At 70.3% G+C, this 13,605-nt stretch carries 14 protein-coding genes and 1 pseudogene; 6 read left to right on the plus strand and 9 right to left on the minus strand.

The window, feature by feature from the left end; all coding sequences use genetic code 11:
- Nucleotides 1-19 precede the first annotated feature (19 nt).
- Entirely contained in the window at nucleotides 20-172 is a 153-nt protein-coding gene (locus CLM62_RS07470; protein WP_095749063.1) for a hypothetical protein, read from the plus strand.
- Nucleotides 173-277: 105 nt separating this feature from the next.
- Here the strand turns inward: CLM62_RS07470 and CLM62_RS07475 are convergent, their stop codons facing one another.
- The 4 genes from CLM62_RS07475 to CLM62_RS07490 all read right to left on the minus strand — a co-directional run bounded on the left by CLM62_RS07475 (nucleotide 278) and on the right by CLM62_RS07490 (nucleotide 3,514).
- A complete protein-coding gene (locus CLM62_RS07475; RefSeq protein ID WP_095749064.1) occupies nucleotides 278-883 on the minus strand; it encodes a MarC family protein in 606 nt (201 codons plus the stop codon).
- A 54-nt stretch (nucleotides 884-937) separates the two neighbouring features.
- The gene (locus CLM62_RS07480) at nucleotides 938-1,795 is read right to left on the minus strand and encodes a PHP domain-containing protein (RefSeq protein ID WP_095749065.1); all 858 of its coding nucleotides are present in this window, start codon (nucleotides 1,793-1,795) and stop codon (nucleotides 938-940) included.
- A 217-nt stretch (nucleotides 1,796-2,012) separates the two neighbouring features.
- The gene (locus tag CLM62_RS07485; RefSeq protein WP_095749066.1) at nucleotides 2,013-2,654 is read right to left on the minus strand and encodes a DUF6758 family protein; all 642 of its coding nucleotides are present in this window, start codon (nucleotides 2,652-2,654) and stop codon (nucleotides 2,013-2,015) included.
- Nucleotides 2,655-2,917: 263 nt separating this feature from the next.
- Complete coding sequence (locus CLM62_RS07490; protein ID WP_095749067.1) at nucleotides 2,918-3,514, minus strand: suppressor of fused domain protein; 597 nt, start codon at nucleotides 3,512-3,514, stop codon at nucleotides 2,918-2,920.
- A gap of 490 nt (nucleotides 3,515-4,004) precedes the next feature.
- On the opposite strand from CLM62_RS07490, the gene CLM62_RS07495 reads away from it, so the two are divergent.
- Together CLM62_RS07495 and CLM62_RS07500 are read left to right on the plus strand one after the other, a co-directional pair.
- The gene (locus CLM62_RS07495) at nucleotides 4,005-5,123 is read left to right on the plus strand and encodes a magnesium and cobalt transport protein CorA (RefSeq protein WP_095749068.1); all 1,119 of its coding nucleotides are present in this window, start codon (nucleotides 4,005-4,007) and stop codon (nucleotides 5,121-5,123) included.
- A 20-nt stretch (nucleotides 5,124-5,143) separates the two neighbouring features.
- Nucleotides 5,144-5,656, plus strand: coding sequence for a hypothetical protein (locus tag CLM62_RS07500; RefSeq protein ID WP_095749069.1), 513 nt, complete (start codon nucleotides 5,144-5,146; stop codon nucleotides 5,654-5,656).
- A 13-nt stretch (nucleotides 5,657-5,669) separates the two neighbouring features.
- Here CLM62_RS07500 and CLM62_RS07505 read toward each other — a convergent pair whose 3' ends face one another.
- Complete coding sequence (locus tag CLM62_RS07505; protein WP_095749070.1) at nucleotides 5,670-6,419, minus strand: hypothetical protein; 750 nt, start codon at nucleotides 6,417-6,419, stop codon at nucleotides 5,670-5,672.
- A 235-nt stretch (nucleotides 6,420-6,654) separates the two neighbouring features.
- Here CLM62_RS07505 and CLM62_RS07510 point away from each other — a divergent pair, with 235 nt between their 5' ends.
- The 3 genes from CLM62_RS07510 to CLM62_RS07520 are packed head-to-tail and all read left to right on the plus strand — an operon-like array spanning nucleotide 6,655 to nucleotide 9,710.
- Nucleotides 6,655-7,941, plus strand: coding sequence for a magnesium transporter MgtE N-terminal domain-containing protein (locus tag CLM62_RS07510; RefSeq protein WP_095749071.1), 1,287 nt, complete (start codon nucleotides 6,655-6,657; stop codon nucleotides 7,939-7,941).
- On the plus strand, nucleotides 7,931-8,533 hold the full coding sequence (locus CLM62_RS07515) for a DUF1003 domain-containing protein (protein WP_095749072.1): 603 nt from the start codon (nucleotides 7,931-7,933) through the stop codon (nucleotides 8,531-8,533). Before CLM62_RS07510 ends, CLM62_RS07515 begins: the two co-directional genes overlap by 11 nt.
- Before the next feature lie 43 nt (nucleotides 8,534-8,576).
- Nucleotides 8,577-9,710 carry an Mrp/NBP35 family ATP-binding protein gene (locus tag CLM62_RS07520; protein WP_095749073.1) on the plus strand — a complete coding sequence of 378 codons (1,134 nt, stop codon included), beginning with the start codon at nucleotides 8,577-8,579 and terminating at the stop codon, nucleotides 9,708-9,710.
- A 65-nt stretch (nucleotides 9,711-9,775) separates the two neighbouring features.
- Here the strand turns inward: CLM62_RS07520 and CLM62_RS07525 are convergent, their stop codons facing one another.
- From CLM62_RS07525 to CLM62_RS07540, 4 genes and pseudogenes are all read right to left on the minus strand, one after another.
- Nucleotides 9,776-10,432: a hypothetical protein gene (locus CLM62_RS07525; RefSeq protein WP_179381989.1), complete on the minus strand. Its 657-nt coding sequence runs from the start codon at nucleotides 10,430-10,432 to the stop codon at nucleotides 9,776-9,778.
- Nucleotides 10,433-10,658: 226 nt separating this feature from the next.
- Nucleotides 10,659-11,108: a sec-independent translocase gene (locus CLM62_RS07530; RefSeq protein ID WP_095749075.1), complete on the minus strand. Its 450-nt coding sequence runs from the start codon at nucleotides 11,106-11,108 to the stop codon at nucleotides 10,659-10,661.
- A 250-nt stretch (nucleotides 11,109-11,358) separates the two neighbouring features.
- A complete protein-coding gene (locus CLM62_RS07535; RefSeq protein WP_179381990.1) occupies nucleotides 11,359-13,116 on the minus strand; it encodes a S1C family serine protease in 1,758 nt (585 codons plus the stop codon).
- A gap of 108 nt (nucleotides 13,117-13,224) precedes the next feature.
- A pseudogene (locus CLM62_RS07540) lies at nucleotides 13,225-13,605 on the minus strand (zf-HC2 domain-containing protein); the annotation flags it as partial.

Genomic DNA, 13,605 nt, shown 5'->3' on the forward strand with positions numbered 1-13,605 from the left:
CCAGACGAAGGGAGAAGCCTTGCGCTTCGAAATCATGCGACTCGACGACGTCGACGGCACGCCCGTGGACAGCACCGTCGTGGACGCCGCCTCCGTCAACCGTATCGTTCAGCAGGCTGCCTCGATCGGACAGCGGCTGTGGATCCGGCCGGCCGAGACCTCGGCCTCGTAACGCCAGGATCCTCATACAGGTTTCAGAGCCCCCGTACGGCATCGGTGTCGTACGGGGGCTCTGCGCGTACCGGGTACCGGGGTGGTACCGGAGTCCCGGTGGGACTCAGCTCCCCCGGATCACAAGCGTCACCCCGTTGATGATCTGCTGCACGGCGATCGCGGAGAGCATCATGCCCGCGAGCCGTGTCACCAGGACCACGCCGCCGTCCTTGATGACCCGGATGATCAGCAGCGAGTAGCGCATCACCAGCCACAGCACGAGGTGGATGGCGAGGATCGCCGACCACACCGACACCTGGGTCGCGACACTGCCGGCCTTCTGCACGGCCAGGATCACCGACACGATCGCGCCCGGCCCGGCCAGCAGCGGCATACCCAGCGGTACGAGGGCGACGTTGACGTCCTTGGTCTGCTTCGGCTCGTCCGTCTTGCCGGTGAGCAGGTCCAGCGCGATCAGCAGAAGCAGCAGCCCGCCCGCGATCATCAGCGCGGGCACGGAGACATGCAGATAGTTGAGGATCTGATGCCCGAGGAGCCCGAAGACGGTGATGACACCACCGGCCACACACACGGCCTGGAACGCCATCCGCTTCTGCACCTTGGCCGGTCGGCCGGCGGTCAGCCCGAGGAAGATCGGGGTGATCCCGGGGGGATCCATGATGACGAAGAGGGTCAGGAAGAGGGAGCCGAAGACGGCGAGGTCGAACATGACAGAGGAGGCCTTGCTGAGAAAGGGGCGAACGTTGGCGTGAGGACGTGAGCCTCAGAACCCGCCGGTCCCCGGCACCGGGAAGGCCCCGGTCGCCCGCCGCGTGATCTCCCCGTACACCTCGGGATCCGTCACGTTCTCCCCGAGCACGCATGTCTTCCGGCTGCCGTGGTAGTCGCTGGACCCGGTCGTCAGCAGCCCCAGCTCCTTGGCCAGGCCCCGCAGCCGCGCGCGCGTGTCCGCGTCGTGGTCCATGTGGTCGACCTCGATGCCGTCGAGGCCGGCCGCGGCCATCTCCGCGATCGCGGACTCCGGCACCGTCCGGCCCCGCTTGGCGGCCGCCGGGTGCGCGAACACCGCGACGCCACCGGCGCCCTTGATCAGCCGGATAGCCTCGAACGGGTCGGTCTCGTGCTTCTCCACGAAGGCCCGGCCGCCGTCGGCCAGCCAGTCCGCCGTGAACGCGTCACTCACGGTCGGTACGACGCCCAGCTCGACAAGGGCGGTCGCGACATGCGGACGCCCCACCGAGCCGTCACCGGCGATCCGCGCCACCTGCTCCCAGGTGACCGGCACGCCCAGCGCCTGCAGCTTGGCCACCATGCCCCGCGCCCGCGGCACCCGATCGTCCCGCACCAGCTCACGCTCGGCGAGCAGCGCCGGCTCCTCCGGGTCGAAGAGGTAGGCCAGCATGTGCATGCTCACACCGTCGATACGGCAGGACAGTTCGGCGCCGGTGACGAGGGTGAGCCCCTCCGGCAGCGCGACGATCGCCTCGGCGTGCCCGCGGGTGGTGTCGTGATCGGTCAGCGCGACGACGTCCAGACCGGCCGCGGCAGCATTGCGCACGAGCTCGGTGGGGGTGTCCGTACCGTCGGAGGCGGTGGAGTGGGTGTGCAGATCGATGCGCACTACGCGAACTCCAGAGGGCGACGGAACGGAAGGGCTGCTCCAGGATAACCAGATTTCCAGCGCCCTCTGTCACACCCGCACATACCAAGCACCCCCTACACCAACCCACCCAGGGGCGCGGGGCTGTATCGATGTGCGGCTCCGCCGCGTGGGCGCGACCGGCCCACGACGACCTACAGTCGGCCACCGCCCTCACGCACCCCGAACCTCACCCGCCCTACGGCTCGAGCAAGCGCGGCGACAACGCCCCACACGGCACCAACTCCACCTCCGCCCCCGCATCCCGCAGATCCGTCAGCACCAGCTCGTCGTACATCAACAGCCCCGACTGCTCGGGCCACACGACCGCCCATAGCCACATCCCGAGCGCCTCGCCCGCGAAGACGGCGCGGTCGTCCGGCGTGGCGGAGACGTGCCAGAGCGGGGTCGGGCGGCCGGCGGCCAGGACCTTGGCCTGGGGCGGCTTCTCGACGCTCATGTACGGCCCCGGATCCGGGCCGTCGATGCCCGCGTACCGCGCGCCGAGGCCGACGCCGAGTTCCTCGGCGATCAGGATCAGTTCGCCCATGCCGCCGATCGGGCCAGGTCCGGAACAGGCCACGGCGGTGGCGCGCCCGCCGCTGCGGTCGTCGCCCGCGCAGGCCACGCCCGTGAACAGCCAACCGACCGGCAGCGGCCACGGCATCCACACCGGCACCTGCGTGCGGTGCACCACGACTTCGAGGGCCTCGACGCTGGGCGGGATCACGGGCTGCACCGGATGCACGGTGCCGTGCACATCGCACTGCCAGGTATCGGCGAAGAGTCCGGGAGCCCTGACCCGGCCACCACACTTCGGGCAACTGGGTTCGCCCCTCATAGAGCCCCACGGTCCTACCCCTGCACCGCCACGTCAAGGACGATCACCCATCCGGGCGCGGGAGAACGTGACGGGAGCGACCCAGGACCCCTTCGACACGGGAGCCGCGGGAGCCACGGGAGCCGGCGGCATCCTGCGACAGCCGAAGGCCGGCTTCGTCTCCAGCCGCATCGGCTCGCCTCCGCCGCGACCGAGGACGGCGTCGCCGTCTTCGCCAACTGACACTTTTCGGCCACCGATTGGTGACCTTCCTCACGCGGGGGTCAGTCCAGCGGGACGGATTTCCGGGACGGATCCCTCAGGTCCGTCCCGTTCGTCAGCCATCGCTCCTGGAGCGCCTGGGCACCGTGCACGCGCTTCCAGGCGGCCTCGTTCGGAGTCATCGGGAGGAGGGGCAGGAACCGTACGGGATCCAGAGGCTCGTCGAGTTCCAGGTCCTCCACCAGTCCGCCCGGCTCGGCGACCAGGACCGAGGTGAAGGGGGCGCCGGGCCACAGCGGCTCGCCGATGTCGAGCGAGGCGCCCGGGGCCACGATCACGCCCTCGACCTGCGGGGACGCGGCAAGAACGGCGAGCGGACGCAGCACCTTGTCGGTGTCCACAACACCACTGCGCACGGAAAGGATCAGCTCGGCGCGCGGGCCCTTGACCGGGTCGGCCAGCACCGCGGTGGGGTCGCTCATCGGCTGGGCGGACATCCCGAGTGTGGCGTAACGGACGACGGCCGGCTCCTGGCCGATGTCCTGGAAACGCAGCACCTCGATGCGGTCCGTACCCAGAAAGGTGACGCCCGCGCGCGCGTCCGGTTCACCCAGCGCGGTACGCAACCGGGCCTCGACCAGAGGAAGAACATCAGCCATGCCGCGAGCATAGAACTCGTCAGTACCGGGCAAACAAGCGCCTTGACACTTCAGTCGGCTGATACTCTTGCCCGGTGGTTCGGGGCAGCACGCAGAAGCGTCGCGATCAAGCCCCGACGCCGAAGGAACTCCCTTACGAGGGACCGGCCGGAGGAGGTGGGGCTGCAATGGACCGAAGTCGACCGTGCAGTAGCACCCGCTCTTCCCGCCGCTGATGTAGCTGCTCTGGCTCTGGCTGGCTGCCACCTCTCGCACTCGCTTCACCGCGGAAGAGCGCTTCGTTTCGTTTTGCCTGATCTGTCTGAGCTGTATCCACAGCTGTATCAGTAGCGAAGCTCGCCACCGCGACGGTGCGGTGCTCCCCGCTTTGTGGACGTGCCAAACATCCTTCCCCTAAAGGGTGCGGATACCCCTTGTCAGGACGTCCCCATTCCGGGCAGTTCCACCCGTCGTCGGCGCCCTTTCGTTGCCTGTCACGAAGGAGCCTGCCATGTCGATGATCCGCGACCTGCGTGCCGTCGTCCGCCCGTCCCGTGTCTCCCTGCGCAAGGACGCCGGCGCGTACGACACCACCCGCGACCCCTCGACGCCCTCCGCCGTCGTCGACTGCGCCGTCTACCGCGACGGCGCCCGCGTGCAGATGGACAAGCCGCTGACCCCGCACGAGGCGATGCGTGTGGTGCGGCGCGACGGCGGCTTCGTGTGGATCGGTCTGCACGAGCCGACCGAGGCCGAATTCTCCGGCATCGCCAGTGAGTTCGGGCTGCACCCGCTGGCCGTGGAGGACGCGGTGCAGGCCCACCAGCGGCCCAAGCTGGAGCGGTACGACGATTCCTTGTTCACCGTCTTCAAGACCATCCACTACATCGAGCACGACCAGCTCACCGCCAACAGCGAGGTCGTCGAGACCGGCGAGGTCATGTGCTTCACCGGACGGGACTTCTTCATCACCGTCCGGCACGGCGGGCAGGGCTCGCTGCGGGCGCTCAGGCACCGGCTCCAGGACGACCCCGAGCTGCTCGCCAAGGGCCCCTCGGCGGTGCTGCACGCGATCGCCGACCATGTGGTCGACGGCTACATCGCGGTCGCCGACGCCGTGCAGGACGACATCGACGAGGTGGAGACCGAGGTCTTCTCGCCGGGGCGCCGGGGCGGGGTCTCGCGCGGTGTGGACTCGGCGCGGATCTACCAGCTCAAGCGCGAGGTGCTGGAGTTCAAGCGGGCCGTCTCGCCGCTGCTGCGGCCCATGCAGCTGCTGAGCGAGCGTCCGATGCGGCTGATCGACCCGGACATCCAGAAGTACTTCCGGGACGTCGCCGACCACCTCGCCCGTGTCCAGGAGCAGGTCATCGGCTTCGACGAGCTGCTCAACTCGATCCTCCAGGCCAACCTCGCCCAGGCCTCCGTCGCGCAGAACGAGGACATGCGGAAGATCACCTCGTGGGCCGCGATCATCGCCGTACCGACGATGGTGTGCGGGGTGTACGGCATGAACTTCGACCACATGCCCGAGCTGCACTGGAAGTACGGCTACCCGCTGATCATGGGCGTCACGGTGGCCCTCTGCCTCGGCATCCACCGCACGCTCAAGCGCAACGGCTGGCTGTAGGGCCTGGATAGGCTGGGCTCATGACAAGCGAGCTGCTCGACCAGGCCCTCGTCGAGGAGGCCACGAAGAAGTCCGGCCTCATCTGGGTCAAGGGTCCCGGCGGCCCGGCCCGCGCCCTGTGGCACGTCTGGCACGACGGCGCGGCCTGCCTGGTCGGCGACGGGCCCGGCGAGCAACCGCTGCCGGGGCTGGCCGACGGCACCGAAGCCGAGGTCACGGTCCGCAGCAAGGACAAGGGCGGCCGGCTGGTGTCGTGGGCCGCGAAGGTCGTGGAGCTCGCGCCCGCTTCCGAGGAGTGGGAGGCGGCGGTCGCCGAGCTGAAGGGCAAGCGTCTGAACGCCCCCGACGCCGAGACCATGACGGAGCGCTGGGCCCGCGAATGCCGGGTACTCCGTCTGGAGCCGACCGGGACGACGACGCCCCTGCCGGCCGGCAGCTTGGCCGAGGCACCGTTGCCGACGCCGGCGACGACTCGTCAGCCGATTCCGGCGGGGCTGCCGCGGTTGCTCATGAAGAAGCGCAAGCGGCGGTAGTCCCGGGTCTCGCCTAGGACGACGGCAGCTGCTTGCCGTAGTCGACCGTCTCGTCCTTCTCCGGCTCCTTCAGGGCGAAGTCCTTACCCCAGGCCGAGAAGGTCAGGGTGCCCGCGCCGCCCCCCCGTACCAGGCGGAGCGGGTACGGCCGGCCCTCCAGGGAGATGTCGAGGGTGCCGCCGGAGCCGTCGGCGCCGGTGATGCGGATGGTGCGGACGCCCGCCTGCTCGTGGTGGCCGTCCTTGTCCACCGCGCCGTGCAGCGTCAGCAGACCGTCGAGGAGGACGTCCTTGTCCGTGAAAACGCTGAACTTCTTGTACGAGGGGTCGCCCTGCGGCACCTTCACATACTTGCCGTCCAGCTTGTGGGCCGCCGCCGCGTCCGAGCCGTCGCCCTTGCCGTCCGCGTCGGTCCAGAAGTCCGCGTCGGCCTTGAGGAAGAGGTGCTCGCCGACCCGCAGCAACTGGAAGGTCGTGTCCTGGGCGGTGACCGAGCCGGTGGCGCCGTCGGACTTCAGGCGCATGTCGAGCCGGTACGTGCGCTCGCCGACGACCACGTTCCCGGAGAGCCGTACGGCGCCGGCGGCCTCGGCTGCCGCACGCGTCTTCGACTGGATCTGGGCGGCGGGCAGCTTGCCGACCCCGTTGGTGCCCGCGTCCGGGTCCTCGCTGCATCCCGTCAGGCCCGTCCCCGTCACGACCAGGGCGCACATCGCGCCCATCAGGGCGGCCCTGCCGGTACGGCGCCGGGGAATCGCAGTCACAGGTGGCGCTGCCTTTCTGACAAGGGTCCTTCAGCGGCGTACGGCAGCGTACCGGTGCCGTACACCCATGGCGGAGCCAGGCCGTCCGGACCGCTCACCAGGGCGTATCCGATCGGGACGGGCTAGCCTGAAGCCCACCCGAGCGGGCAATTCGGATAACGGACACCCCAAGAGGTCCACCCAGCGACCCACGCAGCACCTCAGCACGAATCCCGCACGAAAAGGAAGCACAGCCATGGCAGCGGGCGCCCCCCGGATCTTCGTCTCGCACCTCTCCGGCGTCGCCGTCTTCGACCCGACCGGCGACCAGGTGGGGCGCGTACGGGACCTGGTCGTCATGCTGCGGGTCGGCCGGCGTCCGCCGAGGCTGCTCGGCCTGGTCGTCGAACTCGCCACCCGCCGCCGCATCTTCCTGCCCATGACCCGCGTGACCAGCATCGAGTCCGGCCAGGTCATCTCCACCGGCGTGCTCAACGTCCGCCGCTTCGAGCAGCGGCCCACCGAGCGGCTCGTCTTCGGCGAGCTCCTCGACCGGCGCGTCACGCTCGTGGAGACCGGCGAGGAGGTCACCGTCCTCGACCTGGCGGTGCATCAACTGCCGACCCGCCGGGACTGGGAGATCGACCGGGTCTTCGTACGCAAGGGGAAGAAAGGTGGCGCCTTCCGCCGCAGCAAGGGCGAGACGCTGACCGTCGAGTGGTCCGCCGTGACCGGCTTCTCCCTGGAGGAGCAGGGCCAGGGCGCGGAGACCCTGCTCGCCACCTTCGAGCAGCTGCGCGCCGCCGACCTGGCGAACGTCCTGCACCACCTCTCCGCCAAGCGCCGCGCCGAGGTCGCCGCCGCCCTCGACGACGACCGCCTCGCCGACGTACTGGAGGAGCTGCCGGAGGACGACCAGATCGAGATCCTCGGCAAGCTGAAGGAAGAGCGCGCCGCCGACGTCCTGGAGGCCATGGACCCGGACGACGCGGCCGACCTGCTGGGCGAACTGCCGTCGGAGGAGCAGGAGCGGCTGCTGAGCCTGATGCAGCCGTCCGACGCGGCCGACATGCGGCGCCTGATGTCGTACGAGGAGCGCACGGCCGGCGGTCTGATGACGACGGAGCCCGTCGTGCTGCGGCCCGACTCCACGGTCGCCGACGCGCTCGCCCGCGTCCGCAACCCCGACCTGTCCCCCGCGCTCGCCGCCCAGGTCTATGTCTGCCGCCCGCCCGACGAGACGCCGACCGGCAAGTATCTCGGCACGGTCCACTTCCAGCGCCTGCTGCGGGAGCCGCCCTACTCCCTGGTCAGCTCGATCGTGGACAGCGACCTGCAACCACTCGACCCCGAGGCGGACCTGCCCGCCGTCGCCGGGTTCTTCGCCGCGTACGACATGGTGGCGGCTCCCGTCGTCGACGAGGCCGGATCGCTGCTCGGCGCGGTGACCGTGGACGACGTACTGGACCACATGCTGCCCGAGGACTGGCGGGAGACCGAGTTCCACCTGGACGAGGAGGAGGTGACCACCGATGGTTCCTGAGCGCGAGACCGTACGCGAGCGCGTCCCGGCCGGGGCGACAGCCGCCACCCGCCACCGCCCCCGCCTCGACCAGCCGCGTCCGCCGCGGCCCAAGCTGCTTCCGGAGTACGACCCGGAGGCCTTCGGACGACTGTCGGAGCGGATCGCCCGCTTCATCGGCACCGGGCGGTTCCTCGTCTGGATGACGGTCGTGATCATCGTCTGGGTCGCCTGGAACACCCTCGCGCCGCGCCACCTGCGATGGGACGAGTACCCGTTCATCTTCCTGACCCTGATGCTGTCCCTCCAGGCCTCCTACGCGGCCCCGCTGATCCTGCTCGCGCAGAACCGGCAGGACGACCGCGCCCGGGTCGACCTCGCACAGGACCGCAAGCAGAACGAGCGGTCGATCGCGGACACCGAATACCTGACCCGGGAGATCGCCGCCCTGCGCATCGGCCTGGGCGAGGTCGCCACCCGCGACTGGATCCGCTCCGAGCTCCAGGACGTGGTCAAGGAGCTGGAGGGGCGCCGGGACGGCCATCACGAGCACAGCGCATTCCACGCGGTCTCGGCGGAGCGGACACGGCGACGTGACGTAGACGACCGGTGACGGGCTTTCCGGGGCGCTTGTGCAGCGCCGTACCATCGTCCTTATGGCTACGGAAGACGCGGTGCGCGAAGCACTGGCGACGGTGAACGACCCCGAGATCAACCGCCCCATTACCGAACTCGGGATGGTCAAATCGGTGGAGATCGGTGCGGACGGAGCGGTCGCGGTCACCGTGTACCTGACGGTCTCCGGCTGCCCCATGCGCGAAACGATCACGCAGCGGGTGACGGACGCGGTCTCGGGCGTCGAGGGCGTCACCCGCGTCGACGTCACGCTGGACGTGATGAGCGACGAGCAGCGCAAGGAACTGGCGACCGCGCTGCGCGGCGGCCAGACCGAGCGCGAGGTCCCCTTCGCCAAGCCGGGCTCGCTGACCCGCGTCTACGCGGTCGCGTCCGGCAAGGGCGGCGTCGGCAAGTCGTCGGTGACGGTGAACCTCGCGGCGGCGATGGCGGCCGACGGACTGAAGGTCGGTGTCGTCGACGCCGACATCTATGGCCACTCGGTGCCGCGCATGCTGGGCGCCGACGGCAGTCCGACCCAGGTCGAGAACATGATCATGCCGCCGTCCGCGCACGGCGTGAAGGTCATCTCGATCGGCATGTTCACCCCCGGCAACGCCCCGGTCGTCTGGCGCGGCCCGATGCTCCACCGCGCCCTCCAGCAGTTCCTGGCGGACGTGTACTGGGGCGACCTGGACGTCCTGCTGCTCGACCTGCCGCCCGGCACGGGCGACATCGCGATCTCCGTGGCGCAGCTGGTCCCGAACGCGGAGATCCTGGTCGTGACGACCCCGCAGCAGGCGGCCGCCGAGGTGGCCGAGCGGGCGGGCTCCATCGCGGTCCAGACGCACCAGAAGATCGTCGGCGTGGTGGAGAACATGTCCGGTCTCCCGTGCCCCCACTGCGGCGAGATGGTCGACGTCTTCGGCACGGGCGGCGGCCAGGCGGTCGCGGACGGCCTCACGCGCACGACGGGTGCGTCCGTCCCGGTCCTCGGCAACATCCCCATCGACGTCCGCCTCCGCGAGGGCAGCGACGAGGGCAAGCCGGTGGTCCTGACGGACCCGGACTCCTCGGCGGCCTCGGCGCTGCGAGCGATCGCGGGGAAGCTGGGGGGACGGCAGCGGGGCCTTTCGGGACTGTCCCTGGGGATCACGCCGCGCAACAAGTTCTAGATCTTCCTCTACGACGATGGGGGCGCCGTCTCAGCGGACGGCGCCCCCATCGTCGTAGCACCGCGCTATGCGTACGCCGCGATGTCCTTGATCATGGCGAACCCGAGACCGTACGCGCTCATGCCTCTCCCGTACGCCCCCACGTGCACCCCCTCCTGGGTCGACCCGGCCAGCACCCAGCCGAACTCGGACTCGCGGTAGTGGAACGGCCTCGGCACCCCGTCCACGGGCAGGGACAGCGTCGACCAGTCCGAACCGTCCAGGTCGTCCGCGAGAGCCCACGCCGTTTCCGTCTGCTGCTCCAGCCAGTCGTCGCGCAGGGAGTGGTCCATCTGGCCGGGCCAGGTGAAGGTCAGCAACCCCACACCCGCGAGCCAGGCCGCCGAGGAAACCGACGTGGCCTCCAGCAGCCCCGTACCGTCCGCGCTCCTCCGGGACGGATTCGCCGCGACGGTCACCACCACCGCGAACTTCTCCTTGTCCTCCGTGGCCTCGTTCCGTACGGAGGGTTCGTCACCGTGCCCGATCGAACCGTGTTCCACGGCCCCATCGGCCGCCGTACCGACCTGCATCAGCCAGCGCGGCCCCGTGAAGGCCTCATCGAGGCCGTACCACGGGAAGGGCGCCAGCAGGTAGCCGTCCACCGTGCGCCGGGCGGAGGGGACCTGTTGTCCGTCCTCCGCGGCCGGCGCCTGCGCGACTGCCCGACTCGTCGTCTCCATGTGCCCGGACGCCTCCTCGCTCTCGTCGGACCGTACGGCCCGCCCCCCTTCGGGCGGCGTTGCTCGTTGTGTACGGCCCGCACAACAACTCGGCAGCATAGCCACACCACTGCGAGCAGCCGGGAAGCCTCCCGGCGCGTGGGTCGCTCAAGGGGGCGCGTTCAGGCCGTACTGAGGCGCAGGAGGAGTATGAAACGCATCACGTACGGGGGAACATGACTACGCCTCAGGTGGCGTCCGCGTCGAACGGCGGACGGTCGTCGCCGGGGCTCTCGGGCTTCTTGGTCATGTCGACGCGGGCTCCCGAGGAGCCGGCGGAATCGGAGGACCCGGAGGACGAGGACGATTCCGACTCACGGCCGTGCACGGCGTCCGTGACCTCGGCCATCTCCTTCTTCAGGTCGAAGCCGTTGCGGATCTCTTTGAGCCCCAGCTCGTCGTTGTCCAGCTGCTTGCGGATGAACGTCTTGGGGTTGAGGTCCTCGAACTCGAAGTCCTTGAATTCCGGGCCGAGTTCCTGCCGGATGTCCTGCTTGGCGCTCTCCGAGAACTCACGGATCTTGCGGACGGTCCGCATGACGTCCTGGATGACCTTCGGGAGCTTGTCCGGACCGAAGACGAGCACGGCAAGGACAACGAGCGTAATCAGCTCGAGCGGTCCTATGTCATTGAACACCTGAAGCTCCTTGCGATGTCCTCGGTCCTCGGCCCTCGGTGGTCTGTGCGGGTCTTCCGTGGTCCGGGCCGGGTCCACGGTACCCGGCGATCCCGTACGACCGGTACTGTCCCGAGGCCTCCGAATGCGGGTACGTGTGGGCTTTTCCGGGTTGTTTGCCTAGTGGGGCGGGTGATGGGGCGGCGGCGGGGCCTCTTCTGTGACATTTATGTGAGTCTCGCTTCGGCTCGGCCGCTGCCTCCCCGCCCGCTCAGCCATCGGAGGACCCGAGCACCAGCGAGATCTTCCGCTCCTTGCCGTCGCGCTCCAGGGTGAGTTCGAGGCGGTCGCCGGGGCGGTGGGCCCGGGTCTTGACGATGAGCTCCTCACCGGAGTGGATACGCGCGCCGTCGACCTCGGTGATGACGTCGCCGGCCTCGATGCCTGCCCTGTCGCCGGGTCCGCCCACGGTGACCGCCGGGCCGCCGCCGCTGCCTTTCCCGTCCACGCGCGCGCCGTCACCCGAGTAGTCCATGTCGAGGGTGACGCCGATCACCGGGTGGGTGGCCTTGCCGGTGTTGATCAGTTCCTCGGCGACGCGCTTGGCCTGGTTGACGGGGATGGCGAAACCGAGGCCGATGGAGCCGGACTGGCCGCCGCCGGAGTCGGAGCCGTCGTCGGCGGAGCGGATGGCGGAGTTGATGCCGATGACGCGGGCGCGGGAGTCGAGAAGGGGCCCGCCGGAATTGCCGGGATTTATGGGCGCGTCGGTCTGCAACGCATCGACATACGACACGTCACTCGCGTCGCCGCTCTCGCCGCCGGCCGTGATGGGCCGCTCCTTGGCGCTGATGATGCCGGAGGTGACGGTGCCCGCCAGGTCGAAGGGGGCGCCGATGGCGACGACGGGGTCGCCGACCTGGACGTTGTCGGAGTTGCCGAGGGTCATGGGCTTGAGCCCGCTGACGCCGCTCACCTTCACGACGGCGAGGTCGTAGCCGCTGTCCCGCCCGACGACGGTGGCCTTGGCGGTGTCCCCGCTGTGGAAGGTCACGGTGATCTCGCCGTCGGACCCGGCGGGCTCCACGACGTGGTTGTTGGTGAGGATGTGACCGCGACCGTCGAGCACGAATCCGGTGCCGGTGCCCTGCTCCTCGGATCCGGTCACATGCAGGGTCACCACGCTGGGCAGGGCCCGCGCGGCGATCCCGGCCACACTGTCCGCGGCCCGCCCGGCCGACTCCACACCGGCCTGCGGCAACTCCACGCTCCCCGCCACGCCGCCGTTGCGCTCCAGATGCGCCCCTACGACGCCACCGACGCCCCCTGAGACGACGGCGAGCAGCACGGCAGCCCCGACGAGGCCCTTCCTGACCCGGCTGCGCCGCTGATCCGTACTGGGGACCGCCGCGCCGTTCTGCTGGAGGGGGGCGGGGACCGGGGCCCAGGGATCGTAGTTCTGCCAGGGGGTGGAGGAAGGCGGGGGCGGAGGTGGGGTTGGGGCCGGGGGTGGAGTTGTGGCCGGGGCGGTGGGGGACGGTGCCTGGGGTGGGGGCGGCGTCGGCGCCGGGACCGCCGTGCCGTGCGCGGGCGTGGTCGCCGGGTGCTGCACGGGCGGCGCGGGGGCCCAGGGGCCCGGCTCGCCGTACGGCGGGGTGCTGTAGGGGTCGGGGTCGTGCAGGGGCTTGGGGCGCTCGCTGACGGGCGCTACGGGCCCGCCCGAACGTGCCGCCACGGTCTCGGAAACGTTCTCCCCGGCAGACGCACCCTCAGCTGCCGTCGTCCGCGCGTCGCCTGTCGGCGTACCCGCTGCCCCCGGACCCGCATCCGGCCGGCGCAGTTCGAAGTCGCCCTCCGTGGAGGACGGGTCGGAGGACACGTCCTGCGGAGCCCTCAGCTCGAAGTCACCGTCGGATCTGTCGGGACGGTGGCCCGCCCCGGTGTCGTCCGATGTCCCCGTACCGCCCGGCGGCACCTCGTCGGGCGTCGGCGCGGCTCCCCCCGCCCTCGTGGGCTTCCCCTCGTTCATGCTCTCCCCACAGTCACGGCCTGCCCCGGCATGGCTCGTCGGCGCTGGCCGCAGTTCGTCGACTTCCCTGGATTCAACCAGTTTCGCCCGCCGCGGCGCAGAGGCCGGTCAGCGGGCAGTACCCGAAGAGGCGGACGGTGACGACGCTGAGGTGCTGTCGGGGACGGGTCCGGCGAGCAGGCCGGGTGCCTGGAGGTCCGGGGTCGTGGACCACGCGGTCAGGGTGATCGGCGGGGTGGCACTGAGCGGACGTATCAGAGGAGACATGGCGGCCGCACCGGCCAGCACGGGAGCGGTCAGTGAGTGGACGCCCTCCTCGACCGCCGCAGGCGCCGGCACGCCCGGCAGCAGCGGTGCGGACACCTCGGTCGGGGCGACCGGGGCGCCACCGAGCGCTCCTCCGTGTCCCTGGCCCTGCGCGAGCAGCGGGCCGGTCCCACGGCGCCGGCTCTCGGGCGCCGTGGCGGCTCCCGTGCCCTGCGTGCGAGC

It is taken from the genome of Streptomyces sp. SA15 (genome assembly GCF_002291145.1).
Classification (GTDB): Bacteria; Actinomycetota; Actinomycetes; order Streptomycetales; family Streptomycetaceae; genus Streptomyces.

Bases quoted from the DNA above. Each gene is read 5' to 3' on its own strand.
- CLM62_RS07475 (WP_095749064.1), bottom strand. From the start codon at position 883: ATGTTCGACCTCGCCGTCTTCGGCTCCCTCTTCCTGACCCTCTTCGTC.
- CLM62_RS07485 (WP_095749066.1), bottom strand. From the start codon at position 2,654: ATGAGGGGCGAACCCAGTTGCCCGAAGTGTGGTGGCCGGGTCAGGGCT.
- CLM62_RS07490 (WP_095749067.1), bottom strand. From the start codon at position 3,514: ATGGCTGATGTTCTTCCTCTGGTCGAGGCCCGGTTGCGTACCGCGCTG.
- CLM62_RS07495 (WP_095749068.1), top strand. From the start codon at position 4,005: ATGTCGATGATCCGCGACCTGCGTGCCGTCGTCCGCCCGTCCCGTGTC.
- CLM62_RS07500 (WP_095749069.1), top strand. From the start codon at position 5,144: ATGACAAGCGAGCTGCTCGACCAGGCCCTCGTCGAGGAGGCCACGAAG.
- CLM62_RS07510 (WP_095749071.1), top strand. From the start codon at position 6,655: ATGGCAGCGGGCGCCCCCCGGATCTTCGTCTCGCACCTCTCCGGCGTC.
- CLM62_RS07515 (WP_095749072.1), top strand. From the start codon at position 7,931: ATGGTTCCTGAGCGCGAGACCGTACGCGAGCGCGTCCCGGCCGGGGCG.
- CLM62_RS07520 (WP_095749073.1), top strand. From the start codon at position 8,577: ATGGCTACGGAAGACGCGGTGCGCGAAGCACTGGCGACGGTGAACGAC.
- CLM62_RS07525 (WP_179381989.1), bottom strand. From the start codon at position 10,432: ATGGAGACGACGAGTCGGGCAGTCGCGCAGGCGCCGGCCGCGGAGGAC.
- CLM62_RS07535 (WP_179381990.1), bottom strand. From the start codon at position 13,116: ATGAACGAGGGGAAGCCCACGAGGGCGGGGGGAGCCGCGCCGACGCCC.